Below are 23,065 nucleotides of genomic sequence, written 5' to 3' on the forward strand. Positions count from 1 at the left end.
CCCGGTCGAGGTTACATCGGCTTCACCATTAAACAGCGTCACATTCTGCGCGGCGATAATACCGATATTGGCTTTGCTGGTCGTGATGAAGTCTTTCGCCGTGACCGAGCCATTCTGCGCGGTAATCGCGATATCTGCGCCAGAGGTTTTGACCTGATCCAGTGTCTGGCTGCTACCGGCGGTTAGCGTCACCTTGCCGCTGCCGCCGTCGATGGTTGAGCCATTGGCCTGGGTGATATTACCAGCAGTCGCGATGATTTCGATTTCGCCAGAACCGGAGGACAGAACATCAGCTTCGTCATTGTCAAAGGCAACGTTCTGTGCCGCTGTAATGCCAATCTTGGCACCACTGGTTGTAATGAAGTCTTTAGCCGTCACCGAGCCAGTTTTGGCAGTAATCGCAATATCCGCACCGCTGGTTCTAACCTGATCCAGCGTCTGACTATCACCCGCTGTCAGCGTCACCTTGTCGCTACCGCCGTCGATGGTGGAGCCATTGGCCTGGGTAATATCGCCCTTCGTTGCGATGATGGTAACCGCACCTTTGCCCGACGACGTGACGTCGGACAGACCGTTGGTGAAAGACACATCATTGTCGCCGGTGATCTCAATCGCGGCATCCGACGTTTTGATGAAATCATTGGCAACAACATCACCCGCTTGCGCCGTGATCTTGATAGCAGCAGCCGTCGTCTGAACCTGATCGAGCGTGACTTTCTTGCCCGCCGTCAGCGTGACTTTGCCCGTGCCACCATCAATGGTGCTTTCATCTTCCTGATAAAGATCACCCGCCGTCGCGGTGATGGTCACATCACCCGACCCGGTCGAGGTTACATCGGCTTCACCATTAAACAGCGTCACATTCTGCGCGGCGATAATACCGATATTGGCTTTGCTGGTCGTGATGAAGTCTTTCGCCGTGACCGAGCCATTCTGCGCGGTAATCGCGATATCTGCGCCAGAGGTTTTGACCTGATCCAGTGTCTGGCTGCTACCGGCGGTTAGCGTCACCTTGCCGCTGCCGCCGTCGATGGTTGAGCCATTGGCCTGGGTGATATTACCAGCAGTCGCGATGATTTCGATTTCGCCAGAACCGGAGGACAGAACATCAGCTTCGTCATTGTCAAAGGCAACGTTCTGTGCCGCTGTAATGCCAATCTTGGCACCACTGGTTGTAATGAAGTCTTTAGCCGTCACCGAGCCAGTTTTGGCAGTAATCGCAATATCCGCACCGCTGGTTCTAACCTGATCCAGCGTCAGACTATCACCCGCTGTCAGCGTCACCTTGTCGCTACCGCCGTCGATGGTGGAGCCATTGGCCTGGGTAATATCGCCCTTCGTTGCGATGATGGTAACCGCACCTTTGCCCGACGACGTGACGTCGGACAGACCGTTGGTGAAAGACACATCATTGTCGCCGGTGATCTCAATCGCGGCATCCGACGTTTTGATGAAATCATTGGCAACAACGTCACCGCCTTGTGCCGCCACCTTGATCACAGCAGTCGTCGTCTGGACCTGATCAAGCGTGACTTTGTTGCCTGCCGTCAGAGTAACTTTGGCCGTACCGCCATCAATGGTGCTTTCATCTTCCTGATAAAGATCACCCGCCGTCGCGGTGATGGTCACATCACCCGACCCGGTCGACGTCACATCGGCCTCACCGTTAAACAACGTCACATTTTGCGCAGCAGTAATACCGATATTGCCGTTGCTGGTCGTGATGAAGTCTTTCGCAGTGATTGAACCGGTTTGAGCTGTGAGGATGATATCGGCCTCGGTGGTCATGACCTGATCCAGTGTCAGGCCATTACCAGCGGTCAACGTGACATTGTCACTACCGCCATCGATGGTTGATTCATCGGCCTGGGTGATGTCGCCCTTGGTCGCAATGATGGTAACCGCTCCCGTACCGCTCGACATGACGTCGGACAGATCATTGCTAAAGGAGACATCATTATCGCCGGTGATATCAATCGCGGCATCAGACGTCATGATGAGGTCATTCGCGACAACATCACCCGCTTGCGCCGTAATCTTGATAGCTGCGGCTGAAGTCTGAACTTGATCGAGAGTGACTTTCTTGCCCGCAGTCAGGGTGATTTTGCCGGTGCCGCCATCAATGGTCGAGCCGTCGGCCTGGGTAATGTCGCCCTTCGTTGCGATGATCGTCACGGCACCGGTATTGATCGAGGTGACATCCGACAAATCGTTGATGAAGGAGACATTATTATCACCGGTGATTTCAATCGCCGCATCGGATGTTTTGATGAAGTCATTGGCAACAACATCACCTGCCTGTGCCGTGATCCTGATAGCAGCGCCTGAGGTCTGAACCTGATCCAGCGTTACTTTATTGCCAGCTGTCAGGGTGACTTTGCCGGTGCCGCCATCAATGGTGCTGTCATCTTCCTGATACAAATCACCCGTCGTGGCTGTAATGGTCACATCACCCGAACCGGTCGAGGTTACATCAGCTTCTCCGTTAAACAGCGTCACATTCTGTGCCGCCGTAATGCCGATATTGCCGTTGCTGGTCGTGATGAAGTCCTTCGCCGTCACCGAGCCATTCTGGGCGGTGATGGCAATATCCGCGCCCGAGGTTTGAACCTGATCCAGCGTCAGGCCATTACCAGCCGTCAGCGTGACTTTGTCGCTACCACCGTCGATGGTCGAACCATCCGCCTGGGTGATATTCCCAGTAGTCGCGATGATTTCAATTTCGCCGCTACCCGTCGAGACAATGTCAGCTTCTTCATTGTCAAAGCCAACATTCTGCGCCGCCGTGATGCCAATCTTCGCACCGCTGGTCGTGATGAAGTCTTTCGCTGTCACCGAGCCATTCTGCGCGGTAATCGCGATATCCGCGCCAGTGGTTTGAACCTGATCGAGTGTCAGGCTTTCACCCGCCGTCAGTGTTACCCTGTCGCTGCCGCCATCAATGGTGGAGCCATCGACCTGGGTAATGTTACCGGCAGTCGCGATGATTTCCACTTCGCCGTTGCCAGAGGACTGGACATCGGCTTCGGCAGTGTCAAGGCCAACATTCTGTTCAGCCGTAATGCCGATTTTGGCATTACTGGTCGTGATGAAGTCTTTTGCCGTCACCGAGCCAGTTTTGGCAATAAGCGTGATTGCTGCGCCGGTGGTTTTCACCTGATCAAGGATCAGGCCGGCCTGAGCGGTGAGGCCAACGCTACCAGCACCACCATCAATGGTGGAGCCATCAACCTGCGTGATATTGCCTGCAAGGGCCGAGAGCAAGACACCGCCATTGCCGGTCGCGGAGACATCGGCGGCAGCAGTTTCAAAACCGATGCTGAGGGCAGAGGTGATCGAAATGGCAGCACCGCCGGAAATGGCATTATTGATAACAATTTTGCCATTATCAGCCCTGGCGGTGATGTTGCCTGCGCTAGTGCTGAGCTGATCGATGGTCAGATCGTGATTGGCAGTAAGGTCCACCTTGCCCGTACCACCATCAACCAGCGTTTGCGACGCCATGAGAATGTCGCCGTCCTGCGCGGTCAGCGTGACATTACCGGCATTTTGCGACGTAACACTGGTCAGCGCGCCATCAAGACGCAGATCATTGCTGGCGATCAGATCGATATTGCTACCGTCGGTTGAGATATTGTCGGCAATTTTGATGTCACTACCATTCTGTGCGTTTAGATAAATCGCACCCGATGTCGCCGTGATCCCGCCCTTGCCGCTGGCGAGTGAAATACTGCCATCATTGATAATGGAAATACCGGAATCTGCCGTAAGCGCAGTATTCTGGGCAATGCGATTAATGGTCAGATTACCGCTATTTTCGAGCTGCAATTTACCATTGCTGATTTTGACATCATCCAGCGTCTCGACCTTGGTCTGCAGAACGACATCGCCGCCAGCGTCAAGATTAAGAGCCGCAGAAATGATGCTATCTGCCGCCTGGTCGGTAATGGTGCCACTGGTGGTTTTAAGCGTGACGGCATCAAGACCGGTGATTTTGCTAATCTCAAGCGAACCAGCGGCTGCGACCTCGACCGCACCATTGGTGGCCTGCTGGCTGAGGGTGCCAACTTTGAGCGATGCCGCATCCGAAAGCTTGATCGCCCCAGCGGTCGTGTTAGTGGCATCAATTGTATCAATGCTGGTTTCAAGCGCATTTGTCGCGCCAATACCGTTAGCCGCAGACAAGGTTACAACCGCACCGGCGACATTGGCTTCGATATCGATTCCGGTATCGCCACGATCGGTAATTGCACCATTCGCGCTGGTGATTTTGATCGCATCAGACGTTGCGTTTGTTGTGACAACGCGGGCAATACCAATGTCGCCATCGGCCAGCAAGGTAACGGTGCTGATCCCGGCCTTGATTTCGGCCCCATCCGCCTGGCTGATTGAACCGCCATTCTGCCCCGCCTTGGCTGCTGTTAATGTCAGCGTCTGAGACAAGGGGCCAAGGTCGATAACACCGCCCGCCGCCATGCTGATATTTTTATCGGCAACCAGCGTGGTTTGCGTGCCGCGACCGGCAAGACTTCCTTTAATCGCGATCGAACCGCCCGATTTTGCCGTCAGCGCAATCGTCCCGTTCGAGGTGAAATCCTGATCGATTGTCAGATCGCCCTGCGCGGTAATCTCGCTTGCCGTGCCGCTTTCAATATCCACGCTATCAAGAACAAGACTGCCCTTGTCCTCAATCAGGATTTTGCCACTTTCGCTATTGGCCAGAGAGAGACGACGGACATTGGTATCAAGCGCATTGGCACGGCCAATGCCTTCGTCCGAGATCAGGGTAACAAGGCCGGTACTGTTGCTGCTGCTGATGTCATCATTGGTATCGCCGCCATCAATGATATGTCCATCGGCATCCACGGAAATAGCGGTATCGGTCCCATTGCTGGTGACAAGCGATGCCAGCGTGACGTCCCCGCCTGCCTTAACCGTAATCGTCCCGGCACCGGCATTGACCGAGGCGCCGTCATTTTGGGTGAAGTTGCTGCCGGTCGCGGTAATGGCGATATTGCCCCCACCAGACGACATGGTACCAGCCGCCAGCATGACGATATCGCCTGCGGAACGGTAGGCTTGTGCATTGCCGTTGCTGTTAACGGTATTGCGCAGCGTAATGCCGTTATCGGCACTGATATCAAACACGCCCTTCACATTGACAATGCCAAGCGCGATGGAGCGGTTAGGACCGGTAATATAGGCCGCACCATCTTGGGTGGTCAACGTCAAACTGCCAGTTGCACTGTTGATGCCAACATCAAGCCCCCCGCCAGTAACCGAGCTGCCAATACCCTTGGACGCGGCAAGCGTAACGGATTGCGCCACCACATCGGCGATCGCGTCATTTGCACCATCAAGAATACTGCCATCATCGGCTGTCAGATTGATGTTATGGCTGGAGAACAGGCCATCAACATAAATATTGCCGCTGATTTCGTGCAGGAAAATATCATCCGCCGCACGCGCGGTCAGCAGGCTTCCATCAGACTGGTTGATCATCACGGGCGCATCGGCGGTGCCAATATGACCGTCGCTCGCCTCAAAGATCATGCGGTCGCCGTCAAAGTTGGCGGCATTGCCATCACGGCCATCGGTAATCGAACCGGCAACCTTGACACGGATTTCCTTACCCGAGGCGTTAAAGACGTTAATGTCCTTTTCCGAGCCCAGGAAAATATCGCCACCCGCCTTAATAGTGGTTGTGCCCTTGGCGTCGATATCGAAATCTTCGCGCTGGATGATGGTCAGGGTATTTTTGGCATCATCACGAATAATATCGTCACTTTCCGCCGCAGCCAACGCCACCTTGACGTCATCAGTCAGCGCGTTCGACTTGGTCAAATCTAGGACAATATCGCCCTTGTAATTGCCCATACTGCCCGAAACATCAATCGAAACATTGCGCGCCGAAATGTTGGCGGTTTCAACCACCGTGGTGGTATCCGTTGTTTCCTTGAAGGCAAAGGATGGCAGAAGGTTGGTCAGTTCCTTTTGCGTCCATTTATACCCATCAGTTACGGCAGCAATTTCTTCGGACGTTGCCGTGTAGGTAAACCCGGCATCATAGGAAACCTCGCCAAATTTCTTGAAGGCGGCCTGATACCGTTCCGTCTGATGGTTGGCATAAGCCTGAATGCCTGCATCATCCAGACCGGCATCAATCAGGCTGGCGCGTTCAGTCTCGCTTACAGTATAGGTGAAGTCGGCATTTGCCGCATCAGCGACATATTTGCCATCACCGTCCCTTTTAAGGTTCCGCATCGAGAAGTAATCGTCATAAAGCGATTTCTGCTCGGTTTCATAGGCTTTGACCTGCGCATCCTTTTTGGCGTCTGCATCGCTGCCCATCAAATCCAGGCTGTCAAACAAATCGAGAAGCTGCTGGGCGGTATCGGTGTCTTCGGTTTCGTCAGTATTGCCGTCAATCAGGCTACCGTCGCTAACCTTGATCGAAACATCCCCAACCGTTTCAATACGGTTGACGATCAAATCACCCGATGTTTCCTCGACATTGATGTCGCCGCGCGCCGCCTTGGCCGTCAGTTTGCCGCCATTTGCCGCGTCGGTATCCACGCGCAGCACACCGTCGCTGGTGCCAATGCGGCCATTACGAGCGATAAGTTCAACATCGTGGCCCTTAATCACGCCATTGCCCGACGTGACAATATCAAAGTCTGCACGCAGACCGATGGACCCGCGCCCGGCTTTCAAATCACTCAACACAAGGCTGCCGCCCGGGGCATCAAGATAAATGTTATTGCCCGACGAAACGGAAACAAGATCGCCCTGTTTCTGGACAAGGTTCAGATAATTATCCGCCCGGCCAACAGACCCGTTTACAGCCGAGAGTTGGAGATTACCGGATTGAACCGCCCCGCCATCACTGTAAATATCCCCCATCTGCGAGGTCAGGGTAGTAATCCCCCCCACATTGCTGAGATTGCCGCCAAGCGCAATGCTGCCCTTTGAAGCCACATCCACCTTACCAGTGTCATAACCGATAAAGTTAATGCCGATGGACCTATCCGCCGCAACGGAATGATAATAATAGGTGTTGCTACCGGTTTCGGTAATGGTTGTGCGCGTGAATTGATAAGTCCGCGTCCAGCAGACAAACCAGGTGCAATCACTGCCCCAACTGTGTTCGGAATCCCCCTGATAAATCTGCCGGTTCGAGGTTTCTTCCTTGGCCGAATTAAAGGTGTATTCGGGTTTTCCTGAACGCTGCGCAACATAGTCACCGGATGGCAATTGCGACTGATCGAGTTCCTTGCTCTTTGGGTAGCCCCCGACCAGATTGGAATTATCGAATTGACGCTCGGAGATCGGAATAAAACCGAAAAGGCTTTTTTGCTGTTTGCTATACCGTCTTTCTGTCTGTGTCGTGGTGGATTTACCCGCCATCCAGTAATAGCGCATATCCTTCTGCATATCATACGAAGTCGCGCGCGAATCCGCCGATGTTTCCACCAACTTGGTAGCCTGGGAGCTATCAAGATTGATATTGCTGTATTGTTTTATGTCGTTACCCAGGCGTTCATAACGCGTTGTCAGGGCACGACCCTTGCCATTATCCTTGCTTTTGTCGATCAGCGTGATCTGGCCTTCAATTCCGCCGGTATCGACATTATCCAGACGGACGGTATTGCTAGAATTATTAACGATATTGATACGACCGTAACCGTCAATAACATTGATTTTGCCATTGCCTGTTGACACCAGACGTCCGCTTAACAGAACGGTTCCGCCTTCAACCTTGGCATCGAGAATACGGATTTCACCGGTGACGCGGTCCAGTTCGGCCTTGATGCCACCAACACCCACACGGCCTGCCCCCATCGAGATACCGACATTCTTGACTTCAACATAACGGGCACCCGTGTGCGAACCGGTATTATAGGCCGCATCGACATCGGACTGATTGATCACAATTTCTTTGTCGGCAATGCCGGACTGGATCACGCCATTGATATTGATGGTATCGGCATTGATGAACACATTATTCGCCGCAATCGTCGAGCTGCTGTCATCGACTGCCTGGCTAACATTGCTTTCCGAACCACTGGTTGCAGAACCATTTTCATATTTGTTGACCTGATCAGCAAAACCCGCGTCCGGATTAGCACCGATATTGAGCAGCGTATCGGCGGAATCAAAGACGAAATCACCCCCGGTCGAAATTTCGACGGTGTCACCTCGCATAGCGGCAACCGAATAGATGGAGCCCTTGTTGCTGGAAACCTTGATCAGGCCGTTAATGTTGCTGATTTGCCCCGCCAGAATGACATCAGGTGCGGCAATGTCGAGCTTGTCGCCCGGGTTGTAAACACCCGAATCAGGGTCAAAGTTATTTTCAATAATGATTTTGGGCTCGTCGGAGGAAACCGAACTGATCATTTCCATCGACGCAGTGCCGTCGGCATTGCTGTTACGCGCATTGATGTCGGTTGCCTTCAAAACCGACTGGCCGTTAAACAGAATTTTGCCACCCAACTCGTCGGGCACAGTCATTTCCGTAATACGGATCGGCATCGGCGAATTATTGATGATTTTGATTTCCGCATCGCCCGGGCTGTTGATTTTGCCCGAACCGACGACGTAATCGGAAAACAGTTCAACATTGCCGGTGGCAGCTTCGGTCGGATCAACCTGAATCACATCGACATAACTATCCGAATGGCGGCTGGCAATGGCCGCACGAAGGATCGTAAGGCGGCTGTTAATATCGTTTTTAACCTGAACACTATTGGTATCCGTCGAACTGCCATAACGGCGCAGGACGTTCTCCAAACGTGTCACTTCCGCCTGAAGGCTCTGCCCGAGATTCTGGTCGACCAGGATCGTAAAGCCCATACCCTCGCTGATTTCATCGGGCGTAAAGACCTTGATGATTTTCGGGGTTGAAGGATTATCAGGATCTTCGGTTGCCAGCACCCAGCGGTCATTGGCGGTATCATAGCTTGGAAAATAACGGACCATCTTGCCGTTATCATCCTCGACATAGGAACTGAAATTGGTGCCGAAAGTGATGTAACGCTTATTGCGAATACCGGTGCGCAGCTCACCATCAACCTTAATGCCGCCAACACCTTCGTTTTTGCTGGTGCCGCCCACGACTTCAAGAGACCCTTCGGTGTCGGCGCCAAAGACACTGCCAATGGCCTCAGCCGCCTTTTTGGCAAGGTCGGTTGCGCGGCCCACACCATTGGCAAACAAGTGCCCCTTGGTGGCCTGAACCCGCAAATCCTTGGCCGAGGCAACCAGCGCATCGGAACTGATCGTCACCTTGCTGTTATGGATGGCATGGGCATCGGCGGTTGGCGGGGTCGGAATGGAAATGGCGGTTTTGTTAAACAGGCGGGTATCTGCCTTGGCTTCAATAATGCCCAAACCGGTCGCATCGGCACCGGCATAAATTTCAACCTCGCCCACGCCAATCAGGTTGGTTGACGAACCAATCGTTACCGCGTCATTGGCGGTAACGGTTGCCTTGGAAACACCCCCGGCAGCACCGGCAAAGCCATAGGTGACGGAACGCGCACGTGCGCTCATCGTGGCGTCGCTTCGTGCTGCAATAACCAGGTCACCTGCCTGGGTTTCAAAATTGGCATTGCTGCCCAGCAAAATATTGCTGCCGATATTGGCCGTTTGAAGGGTGGTGGCGATTGGTGCGCTGATCAGACCACCGCTGTCAAAACTTGCTTCGTCATCGACGGTAACTTTGGTCAGGGCCTGAATCGAGGCATTGCCCTGATCGGTTGACGTGCCATAAACATAAATGTTGGAATTTGCGCCAATACCAATATTTGTCGCCGCATTCATGGTGCCGCTGGAACTACCAACTGCCATGTTGAATCCACCACCCTGGCTGGTTTTGAAGTTGGAATCCGAAACCAGGTCCTTGGAAAGATTATTCAGCGCCGACAATAAAAGCTGATGGGTTTTCAGGCCCGTCTTTGCCCCAAAACCAGCCCAGACATTACTGGTACCATCAACCAGCAACGCACCCGACGCCGCCTGCGCGAGGGCAGCACCCGTGGTATCGATTTTGCCGTCATACGCACCATTCGAGGTCGCAGAAATAGTCGTCGTGCCATCTGCCTGCAGAGTTGTCAGGGCGGCGCTGTCCAGCGTCCCGGCCTGAACGGTGCTGTTCAGGTCAACATCTGTCAAGCCAGCCTGCAGCACACCAATGCCACCCGCCCCCGATACGGTTTCACCGTAAGCATGTTCCGCCCCGACCGAGGTAACCGAAAGATCGGCCATCGTTGTTACGGTTGTGCCTGCACCCAAAAGGGCCTTGCTGGTTGTATCGACGTCAACAACCGCACTATGCCCGCCCAGCGAAATGACACCTGCCGATACACCAATGGCACGGGCTTCGGCGGCTGTCTGGTTTTGGGTCGAGATTGAAACCCCATGATCCGCTATGGCAGTGTTAACATTGTTTTCATCGGTCTGGATACGCTGAATACCCAGAAGTTTGGCATTGGTGCCGGTTGTTGCTGAAACACTGACATTGGCCGTTGTAACCGCTGACGACCCCGCGGCCCCGACGAGAATACCGCCGCTGCCAGCAATCGCCTTTGAATCAGCGTTATTAGCAGAGCCTTTCAACATCTCCGCCTTAAGGGTGATGCTATCGCCGGTCACACTGGCATTATTGTCAACCAGGGTGCTGATATTGCGATCCAGCAAAGTTTGCGACAGCGACAGACCAAGGCTGTAACCCGCACTGAGTGCGGCACCAATCGCTTCCGAGCTGGCATCTGGCTGGTCAATGGCGGAAATGCCAACATCGCCCTCGCTGTAAATGACAGCGTTGGCGTCAATCCTCGCCGTCGTATCCCCATCCAGATCAACCGTCGCATCGGCCCCGGCGCCCGTACCGACCAGACCAAGTGCTGCCCCAACCGAATAGGCATCAAATGTGCCGCCATTGGTAGCCGTTACGGTAATATCCCCGGCAGCGTCATCTGTCGCACCCAGTTTGGCACCGGTACCGATTTCAGATTTTACATCATCATCGGATTTTGTCACCGCCACCGAAATACCGGCCGCGGCAAAACCGGCCGCCCCGGCAATGGCACGCGACTGCCCGCCAGAAGCATTTTGCGAGGTAATCGAAATGGCATTATCAGCCAGCAGATTGGCCCCGGAACCAATCACCGACTGGGTTGTCGTACTACGGTCCAGCACTGCAATGGTTGCACTCAGCCCGACAATACCGGCCGATGCCCCATAAGCCTCGGCGATGGAGCGATCGGTTTTGTTTTTAAGATCCGACGAAATGCTGATCGCATTTCCGGCATCAAGACCGGCATTCTGCCCGACCAGGGCCTGGGCGGTTGTGCCCATGCTGGCGACTGCGACCCAGCCACCAACACCAACCGACCCGACAGCCGCACCCCCGGCAAAGGCACGGACACGGCTTTCATCGGTCGCCTTGATGTTAATATCGTGGCCCGCTTTGAGGGTGGCGTTATTATCGACAACTGCCGAAACACCGTCATCATAGCTGACATTGCTGGAACTCAGCGGTGCCATGACATTTTGGGTTTTTGATTTTGCCGTCGTGCGGTCACTATTGGCATCAGCCGCCCGAGAATGCGCCAGCTTTCCGGCATCGGACGAGGACAGGTCGGCGGTGCGATCCTTGCCTGCCTCGGCATTTACCTTATCGGTGATGCTGCCATTGTCCGATGTCAATTGATCGGTCCCGCGGCTGTCCGCATCGCCGCCCAACACGGCAATCGCAACCGAACCTGCAACACCGGCAGCAAGCCCGCCCGCCCCGGCGATACCGGTGGCGGAAATATCCTTTTGTGCGCTGGCGGTGACGGAAACATCATGCTTGGCCGACACCAGCGTATTTGCGCCAATACGCGCGGTTGTGGCATTGCGTGCCACGGCAATATCCATGCCGAAACCAACACCGCCGATACCGCCAATCGCGCCAGCACCGGTTGCTCCGCCAACGGTCAAACTATTGATGGCAGACACATTTACAGCCTGGTCGGCATCTGCATTGGTTGTGGACTGATTGACTTTTGCGCCATCGGCAATTTCAGCAACGGTTTGCACGGTTGCCGTACGCACACTGATGGCCCCTTGCAGGGTCAACCCGGCAGAAACACCCCCGGCAACGTTGTGTTGCATCAGGCTCTGAACAGAATCCGCACGGACCGATGTAACACCATTGGCATTGGTGGTGGCATTTTTGCCAATACGCGCGGTGATGTCAGACGAGGAAACGGCAACACCAACGGACCCGCCCTGTGCCGTAACCGCAGCAGCCGAGGCCGAACCGATGATCTGGTCAAAATCGCTGTTTTCCTTGGCCGTGACCGTCAGATCATCGCCCGCGACAATAACGGATCCATCCGCGATTTCAGCAAGAACACTATTATCGACAACATCAACACCCAGCGACAGATTCTGCCCGGCAATGGCACTGGCAGCCCCATTCGCCGAAATGCTGGAAAGGTCCTGGTCAGAATTCGCAAGAACGACAATATCGTCTTTTGCGCTGGCAGTACCGCCCATGCGTGCTGTCAGGGTTTTGGAAATAACGTTGGTGGCCGCTGCCGCACTGATGGCCGGGCCCATGCCCGTAACCGCCGCCGTCACCGGCACGGTGTTCAAATCCGTGCTGTCATAGGCCGCAACCAGAACATCCTGGGCATTGGCCGCCCCGACATTAAGGGCATTGATGGTGGCATCACCGATTTCAGCCCTGGTCTTCCCGGCAATCACATTAACCGATGCCACACCCGAAAGCGCACCACCCGCACTGGCACCCGCACTGATCGGCAGGGAGGTGACATCCTGATCGGAACGGGCGACAACGGCCAGGCCATTCACTGTAGTGATATTGCGGGTGAGGGTCGAACGGTCCACATCGATGGCGGAAACCTTCAATGTGCTTTTGTCTTCGTTGGTCTGGGTGGTTTCGGCAAGGACTTCATCACTGCTTTCGCTGCGTGACCCCCCATCTGCCGCGATGGAAATTGCCGTCCCATTACCCAAAACATTCAGTTTCGCGCCATCGGCAATGGTGGCTTCGGTAGTGGCAGAAATGGTGTTAACCGAAACGACACCGCCCAGCGCAGCCCCGCCCACGGCAACGGATGTTGAAATATCGTCCAGTTCAACATCATTTAAGGCCTGAACCCGCATACTTCCATTGGCATTGACACTGGCCCCTTCCAGCACGCGCGCGGTCGTATCGGAAACAACGGTATTGATCGCCGCCGTACCACCGACACCCACGCCACCGCCCTGCACACTGACCGTTACAGCAACGATGTTATCATCCGAATTGGCATCAACTGTCACATTACGGTTAGCATCAACCTTGGCATCCTCGCCAATCCAGGCGTGGGTTTCCTTGGCAATGGTCGTCACGTTCGCCGCTGCACCAATACCGACAATCGCGCCACCGGCCGCACCGCTAACGGTAATAACATTGCTGTCGCTTTTGGCATCCAGGATAACATTCTGGCTGCTGCCTGCCGTGACATCATCATCCTGGTTCACCAGGGCATCGTCACCGATATAGGCCGACGCATCAGAAAGCAGGGTAGTAATGGCGACCGAGCCGTTTATCGCGGTATAAAGCGCACCACCGCCCGCCGCAGCGGCATTGATGACGTTGTCGTGGCTGGCCGCCTTAATGGAAATGGCATTAACGGCATCAACTGCCGCCTGGCTGGCAATATAGGATTGTGCCGAACTATCGACCGTGGTGATGGTAATGCCACCCCCAACCGAAACACCACCGCTACCGGTTACAGCAAGGGTTCCGGCGACAACCTTGGAGGTATCGGACGAATTGATGTCAATGGTCGAACCGGAATAAACCGTGGCCCCCTGCCCGACAAAGGCCTTGGTATCGTTGCGCGATGCTTCGGCGGTTGCGTCGAAATCATCAGTGATCTGGGTTTTACTGCGTTGCGCAGCAGCGGCATCATTGGCGGCTTTGGCTTCGTCGCGATCACCAAGAGCATTGCCGATCAGGTTTTTATTGGTCGCGTCGTCAGCGGCGGACCAGGTATTGCCGTCATTTTCGCTATCATTGCTGGAAAGGCGGGATTTGGCATCGTCATCAACAATACCCCCCAGGAATGCAACCGTCAGCGCACCGGCAACACCAACCTGCCCGCCTGCTGCGCCAGCGACGCCAAGCTGCAACAACTGTTTTTCCGATGTGGCATTCAGGGAAATACTGTCATGGGCGGAAACCTGGCTTCCGGCACCGATAAAGGCATTGGCGTTATTGCGCAAAATAACCACGTCTGCCGCCGCGCCAATACCGGCAACACCACCACCGCCAAGGCCACCCGTTACGCTAACCAGTCGCACAAAGCTGTCGGCATCGATGTCGACATTCTGACCGGTAATGGAATAATCGCTGTTCTGGTTTACTTTGCCGGCTGCATAGGCCTGTGTGGTCGAGGTATGCACACCCACACGCACCGAACCGGCCACACCGGCACTGCCGCCACCGGCACCGGCAACAACAGCGGCATATTCTTCTTCATGGCCGCTGGCGGCAATTTTGGTTTTGCCTTTGGCATTGGTTTGGGCGTGGGTATCAGTATAGGCCTTGGTGGTATTATCCAGCACTGAAACACCCAGCGCCCCGCCGACACCGGCAGATCCACCCGCACTGATTTGCCCGGCAACCTGGATAAAGGTTGTGTCGGTATCGGCATCAATCGTCAGATCACCGCCTGTATTTACCAGGCCATCAATATAGGCCAGCGTAGTATTGGATGCGACCAGCACCGAAAGCGATGCCCCCACACCCGCATTGCCGGCCGCGGCAATATTGGCGGCAACCGAAATGGCATGGGTCGCCTGATCGGCAGCAACCGATATATCATCAGCCGAGGTAACGACCGCACCCTGCCCGATATAGGCACTGGTGCTTTTGCTGAGCGTCAGGCTGTCAATCGCACCGCCAATGGCGTTGCCGCCACCTACGGCAACACCACCCGCCACATCAAGTGACAGGGTATCGCCCTGGGCCTGCAGGGTGACGGTTTGTGCCGCCCCCGCTGTGCCGCTTGCCTGGTTGATTTTCGCACCGTCATCAATATAGGCCTTGGTGGTATCGGAAACGACACCAACAGCAACCGCACCGGCAACGGCATTACCACCACCGGCGGCACCCGTTGCGGCGAAGTTGGCAATATCCTGGTCAGAATAGGCCGTAACCGACAGTCCCTTACGGTTTTCCGTCGTTAGGGTTTTCTTGAAGGCACCGTCTTTAAGATCATCAATCGATGATGAATTCAGCGCCAGGGCACCATCGGACGTTGATTGCAGCTTGCTGCCCGCACTATCGGTATCCAGATCGGAATAGCCGCCAAACAAAGCACTAGAAAGGGTGACACCACCCGTCATCACATCCAGGCCCGATACGGAATTACCAAAGGCCGTGACATTGACGTTACGGCCAATATAGGCGGTCGTTTCACCAATAAAGGTGGTTACGCCAAGCGATGCACCACCGGCGTTACCGCCGCCGCCTGCACCCGAGCCAGTAATGACCAACGCATCGGTTTCATCGCTGGCATGAATGGCAATATTGCCGGTGCTGGTAACGGTTGCGCGCGAAACGCTGTCACCATCATTTTCGTCACGTTCGCCGATAACAGCAGTGGTTGTATTATCAACCAGCGCCAACGCGCCCGATCCGGTAATGGCAGTACCACCGGTCAATGCAACACCCAGCGACAGGGCAGTGATATTCTGTTCGCTATTGGCGGTCACGACGATGTTGGTATCGGCCATTGCCGTACCATTCAGGACCGCACGGGTGGTCTTGGCAATGGCGTTGCTGGCCAGCACACCGCCAACCCCGGTGCCCGACCCAAAGGCACCCGCCCCCATGATATTGCCAATATCGGTTTTATCCCTGGCGGTAACGGAAATGCTGCGCGTCCCGGCTGCATTTGCCGCATTTAGCGATGCATCATTGCCAATGGTGGCCGATGTATCGCTTTTGACCGTATTGGCACCCAGGGTAATGGCAACCGTTGTGCCCCCGGTGGAGCCTGCCGCACTGACCGTGGCCGAGGAAATATCCTCGCTGGCATTGGCATCAACTTCAATGGCATTGGCCGCCGAAACATTGGCGGAATCACCAATCGATGCAGCGGTTTTTGCCAAAATAAGGTTGGTTGCCAGCCCGGCCCCCACGCCCGTCTGGCCGCTAAAGGCAATACCACCAACAAAGGTACTGATGCCCGTGGCACTGATGGCACCCACGCTGGCACCCTTGGCCGACGAAATGGTCGATTTTGCCGCAACATCGGCAATCGCTTCGGTCTGGATGACATTAATGCCAACCGCACCCCCAACAGCCGTGCCATTAACCCCGCCAGCACCGGCAACCACGATCGACCCAAGGTCCTGTTCGGCCTTGGCACTGATGGCCACATCCCCGGTCGAGGTCAGGCTGGCACCGGTGGTGGCACCCGACGTCCCCAGCCGTGCCGTAACCATATCGGACAGAACCATGGCATTAAGCGTAATGCCAACACCGGTCTGCTTGGAAACGGCAATGGCACCGCCCAGGGTGCGGGCATTCTGGCGGTTTTCAGCGGTCAGGGTAATATCATCGGCGCTGATCGTGGCCGATTTGGCAATTTCAGCCGACGTTTCGTTTTGCGTAACGGTAACCGAGAACGAACCGGAAAGGGCTGTATTACCTGTCGAGGCAGCACCGGCGAGTGCTTCGGTGTAATAGTTCGACGTCTGGAAAACCGAGGTCGGGTTAAGCAGGGAATAATCCCCGTCAAAACCAAAACTGCTTTCGGACTGGCGCAAATTTTTAGCCGAAACCGTGAGATCACCGGTGGTGGAAATTTTGGCCCCGTCATCCACAAGCGCGGTGTTGGTATTGCCCGCATTGATCAGCGCAAATGTCGCGCCAACAGCCGTCTTGGCTTCAGCCCCGACACTGACGCTGGCGGCAAGGGCACGCGAAACAATGTGGTTTTTCTCGGTCGAGGTAACGTTCACCGCCCCAGTGGAGGTGACATCAACATTTTTTCCAAGGGTCGCACTGCTATCATTGTCGGTATTGATCACGCTGAGCGCACCGGCCACGCCAATTTTCTTGGCCCCGGCCCCGGCAACGGCTTCAGCCATCAGTTTGTTGGCAAAATCATCCGCCTGGTTTTGCGTGGATTGCGCGGTAACATTAACCCCGGTCGAACTGGAAATTTTGGTGTAGTCGCCCAGTTTGGCTGTCGTCTCATGGCCGGTTGCCGTTACAGCCACACCAACTGCAATGCCGTTGTCAGACAACACAGCCGCCCCCACACCGCGTGTCTGGGCATTGGCATCATTTTTGGACGTAACGTTAATATTCCCGCCCGATGACAGGGTGTTCAGGCTGCCCGACGTACCATCATCAATGGAGGCGATGCTTTTGCGATTATTGACACCCACGCCAACGGCCGCTGCAATGCTAATGGATTTGCCACTTTTGGCGCTATCGGCATTGCCCTTTTCATCAACCGAACTGGTTTTATTGTTGCCAGCAGTCTTTTGATCGGCCAGCGCCTGGGCGCTACGCGGTTTTTTCTTGCCATCGCTGTCGTTGCCAAAATCACCGGCCAACAGCATTTCGTCCGTCGCACCGACAAATTTGTTTTTATAGCCCTCAAGAACCGTGCCGCGTGCTGTTGCCAGCGCCAGGTTGATATCTTTGGACAGGGCGGTAGAGGCAACACTCAGCGCCCCCTTCGCCGTGACCGAGCGCCCAAGCGATGCCTTGGTAATGCTGTTGGTCACACCCACTGCCAGCGACGCGCCGGCAGCCGCCTTGTCACCGGCAGCTTCACCATCCGCCTGAACCAAGACTTCAGAGCTTGAATTGGCACTGATTGTAACCTTGCCATCCGAGGTCAGTGTCTCGTCATCGCTACCGACCCGGCTTTCGGTCGTTTCATTGCTGACAGCAATGGCAACCGCCGCATCCAGCGAATAGGCCGAAGTCTCGCTTTTTTCTTCAAGGTTCAAAAGATCGGTTGAAGGTGCACTGGCAGCTTCGGCATGGGTAGTGCTATCGAGCCCCGATGTTGTGGAAACCGAAACATCACCCCCATTGGCCGAAACCACTTTGGCCCCGTCGCTGATGCGTGCTCGGGTTGTCGTATTATCCACCGTAATGGCAAAGGACGCCCCGACACCGATCTTGCCGCTCTTCCCGCCCGAACCTGAGTCGCCAGAACCCGTGCTGCCAGAGCCACTGTCACCAGAACTGCTCCCGCCAGCAGTCTTCTTTGCCTCGATCTTGTCACCAACCGAGGTCAGCTTGCCATTGATACGCGCCGTCATCCCGCTAAGGGTGGTGTAACGGTCCTTAAACTCGCCCAGGGTCGGTGTTTTTTCACCAACCGAGCCTGCCGACTTCGTTTCAATAATACGGTTGGAGGTCGCGGTCACACTCGCGCCACTGGCCTTTACCGAAATGCTGGCATTCTCGCCAATATCCGCCGTGGTTGTCTGATCAATCAGGCCAATGGCAACAGCACCAGCCAGTGACAGGTTGCCAACGCCAGCCCCGGCAACCGCCGATGTGACATATTTATTGGCATCATCAATAACGTCTTTGTCGTCATCATCCTTGACCGCATTGCCGTCATCATCAAGCACGGTAAAGCTGTTGGTGATGGCCGAAAGCATAACCCCCGTGCCAGAGACACTGGCAGCACTGCCGATGCTGGCCGTGTTAATAACATTGGCAATATTCAGGGCAACCGCCGCACCAATATTGTTATCGGCCTCGGCGGCACTGCCATCAGCAGCGGCCTGGCTATCGGTATTATCGGCCGAGGTAATTTTGATATTGGCACCCGACACCGTACGCGATGCCGCAATCCCGGCGCTGGTTTCGGTATTGGCAACTGTCAGACCAAGGGCGGCAGCAGCCGAAACCTTGCCACCTTCATCAGCACCATCGCCCTTATCGGCTGAAACGTTTGCTTTGCTGGCGGTTTTATCGCCATCAACCTTGTCCTTGCTTGACGAATACAGGTTTCCGAATGCCGCCGCCTGTTTAATGGTGCCCAGCACATCGCTTTTTGCCTGATCTGCCGGTTCTTCTTCCCCTTCGGTGCCGGTATCGCCCGGGTCCGTATTGCTACCCGCTGCGGCCCCCGTGCGAATATCGCGGGCCGATTTGGCCGCAATTGTAATATCACCTGTCGTCGCCAGATTACGATCCAACAAAGCTTTGGCATCGGCATTTACGGTGCTGATCCCCACCGTCAAACCAACAGCGACATTCGAGGCATCATCCGCATCACCACTGGCGGCCTTACCAACCGACAGAACGGCAAGGTTCTGTTCCGCCGTAACCGAAACGGCCCCGGCCAAAGAAAGACCCGAAATGGCCGATTCAATACCGGCTGTCACATGATCATTGGCAACGGATAGTGCCAGCACCGGCACAACGGCAACACCCCCCGCGCCCGCCGAATTGGCCGATGTCTTGACCGAGCCATTGGATACAGCCGACACATCAAGGCCCGACGCATTGGTAAGCGTTGTTCCACCGCGAACAGCGGCATCCACCGTGCTGTTGGAAATATTAATCGCAATCGCCGCACCAATGCCGACACTGGGCTTTTCTTCGGCATCTTCCTCGGTTTCGGTATAGGTTTCATAGGCTTCAAACAGCGCACCAATGACGGATTCATCCTCGGGCGAGCCATCGGCAACCACACCAGCGTCGGCACCACCGGTCGCACTGACAGTGACGGTGCCGGTTTTGGCATCAATTGCGACATTATTGCCAATTTCAGCCAGCGACGAATTGCTGTTGATAATCAGAAGGCCAAGCGCCCCGGCAATGCCAACATCTTCGGCTTCCTGCCCGGCAAAGGCTTCGACATTAAAGCCGTTATTTTCTTCATCGGTGATATCTTCATCAATGCTTTTGGTTTCAGCGTTAACCGTCAAATCCTTGGCATTGATCGTCAGCGTATTGCCATCTGCTGCGGCAATACTGGCAAGCAGTTTGTTATCAACCGTCTGGATGGAAACACCAGCCCCACCGCCGGCTTTCCCACCTCCGGTGATCCCACTTGCCAGGGTATTGGTCTGGGCAATGGCTTCGGCATTAACCGTCAGCGCACCGGAAAGCGAAAGGGTTTTGTCGGCATTGGCCGTGATCAGCGCCTGGGTATCAAAATCGCTTGAGGCGTAAGAAAGTGCCCCGGCAACCTGCACCCCGCCGCTGCCTTCTTCACCTTCCTTCGGCTTTTCCTTCAGATTGTCGCTAACATTTTTCAGAACCCCGTCAAACAGGGCAGAAATTTCGCCTTTGCTCTCGTCACTTAAGGATGTCCGATCAAGTGCATCACCAAACAGCTTCGATGCCGTGCCAGCACCATCGGCAACACCAGCGCGTGACGCGGTATTTTGCGTGGTAACATTTTGGGCATTGACGGAAAGGCTGGCAGCGTTTGTCACCAATGCGCCTTCGCCAATTTCGGCAATCGCGGTGGCATCAACATCGGAAATCGCAACACCAATGGACGCGCCCGAACCCCCATTTTCAACCGTGGCCGCATCGGCAATCGTATCCACCTGGGTTTTACCGGTTGCACGCACAGTGACGGCATCGCCCTTGGAAATTTTGGCCGTGCCATTCATACGGGCAATCGCGCTGTTCTCGATAACGGAAACAGCGGTTGTCACACCCGCCGCCGCCGCAACCGATTTTGCCACCGCTGTTGAATCCGTCACCGCATCGGCGATCACATCAACATCACCATCCGCCTTCAGGTCCGCCGTGCCCGTAACCAGCGTGGTCGCCTTGCTATCCGTTACCGCAACCGACGCATTGATCGGACTGACCAGAAGCGCACCAATCACCTGGCTTTCAATTTTGCTTGACGACGCCAGGGAAATATTGCCACCGGCAACGATCGACCCGTTGGTCATGGTCAGGCTGGCCGTCGCACTGCGGGCATCAAAAATACCGGCAGTGATGGTCGGCAAGCCCTGCTCAGCATTGGCAAGCACCGAGACATTGCCAGTGGCATTGATCACGGTATCAGTCAGCGCCACGGTTGCCGAAACCGAAGCTAGCGGATTGCTGCTATTTGCAATGGCCGAAGCCGTAATGGAAACATTCGCCCCGCTCAGGGTGGCGTTGGTGATTGTGATGGCATGAGTGGTAGAACCGGCTGCCTCAAGGGTAATATTACCCGCACCCTTGTTGAAACTTCCGTTCGAGGCATCAAGCGCCGAACCGGTTTCAAAAACAATGTTCTCGCCCTTAAGCGTAATATCGCCGGATTTCTTGTTATTGGTTTTGGTCGAAACCGTCACATCTTTTTTCAATGTGATGGTTGCGCGACCTTCAAATATATAATTGGTGCCGTCATTTTGCGTCACATTCGACGAAATCGTCAGATCTTCCGGGTCGATCAGAACGGTACCCGCAGTACCATCGGTTGCCCCGCCAGCAAAGGTACCACCATTCAGGTAAACTGCCTTCAGGGCGCTAAATTCGGCAAAGCCACCATCGCCGGAAACATCGCCACCGGAAACATCAATATGGGCACCAGCGGCAAAAGTCGCATCATTGTCGGCGAAAACCGTGATTTTGCCACCGTTGGAATTGGCACCAATACCGCGCGCGGAAATGTCCGCCCCGGCACGCACCGAAATATCACCCGTCGCACGCACATCAATCGTGCCGGCATTGTGCCCGTCGGCCCCGTCGGCCGTCAGAACACCGGAAATATCCACCCCGGCCTGGCCGCCTTTGATCTCGATATAACCGTTTTCATCAATAACGGCTTCCTGCCCGGCATCCAGGCCATCCACATTGACCACATCGGAAAACGCGATCTGGTTCAGCGCCTGCGCGCCGACAACAATATCCCCGGCCACCTGCACGCCATTGGCAATCAGAGCGGCCTTGCGCGTTGCGCGAATAGAACCTTCAATCGTGATCAGACCATCTTCGGACAGGGGGACATTCCCCGACAAAAGCTGCTGCAAGGCGCCGGAATTGGCCTGGCCTGGCGCATCAAAAAACGATCCGGCATAATCGCTGGTGGGTGCCATGATGGTCAGGCTGCCAACATTCAGCTGGCCTTGTGCCCCAATGGCAACACCGTTGGGGTTGAGCAGGTAAACCTGCCCGCCGATCTGGCCGTTTTTGATGGAATTGAGGATACCATCAATATGGGAACGCGGACCATTGACCATATTGATCAAATGATCGGCCTGGTCTGGCACAAACAGGTTAACGGTATTGCCCTGATAGACGTCAAACTTGCTAAAGGAGTTCAGTGCACTTTTGCCCTGAATGGTCGAGGTCGTCACATCGGTGACCTTACCATGCACATTCAGGTTGGTTGCGGTATTGCCATCCGTCACGATTTGCGGGTTCGCCATCGCCGTAAACGGCACAAGGAATGTTGTCGTACTCAGCGCATAGGCAAATGCCCGCCGGATCACACGACCTTTATTTTCCCCAAGAACCGCAACCATCTTATTACTTCCCCCATATGAGCCACTGGCATCCTGCCGTGACATCAAATCCGTATCGTTGGCTTTCCCGGCAACAAGTTCGTAGCTGCCTTATCTTTCCCAAGAGTTCCGGGATGGCATCCAAAACGATGCAAACCCGGAAAAAAACAACAAACCCACCACACTTCACATGTCGACATAGCAACGGTTTGTCGTCTTTCAAAAATTGTTCATTTTCAACAATTTCGCACCGACCAAAGGTCGATAAAGTCTAAAAAACCATCCAAATTCTTTTATTTTTCAACCCCGCGCCAAGATCGGCGAGGGTTGTTTTGTCCATCAAATCGTGCCGGATTCCAGTAAGATCACCGGTCTTTTCCCGATCTGATTCCGAGCCAACGGCCACAAGAACGCACCAAACCATCAAGGTTAATTCGATTGTGGTATTGATACCGCGCACTCTGGAAAAAGAAAAACGTGTGGGACATGCTGTTAGGAAATTTCATCTTTCGCCGCTATTTGGCGGGCTGACATCTATACGCATCGACAC

At 54.8% G+C, this 23,065-nt stretch carries 1 protein-coding gene; it reads right to left on the reverse strand.

What is annotated here, in order from left to right:
• Positions 1 to 22,536: filamentous hemagglutinin N-terminal domain-containing protein (locus LF95_RS22325; protein WP_083607911.1), on the reverse strand; the 22,536-nt coding region annotated here is incomplete at its 3' end.
• Between the last annotated feature and the right edge of the window lie 529 nt (positions 22,537 to 23,065).

Origin of the sequence: Thalassospira sp. TSL5-1 (assembly GCF_001907695.1) — a bacterium.
Lineage (GTDB): Bacteria > Pseudomonadota > Alphaproteobacteria > Rhodospirillales > Thalassospiraceae > Thalassospira.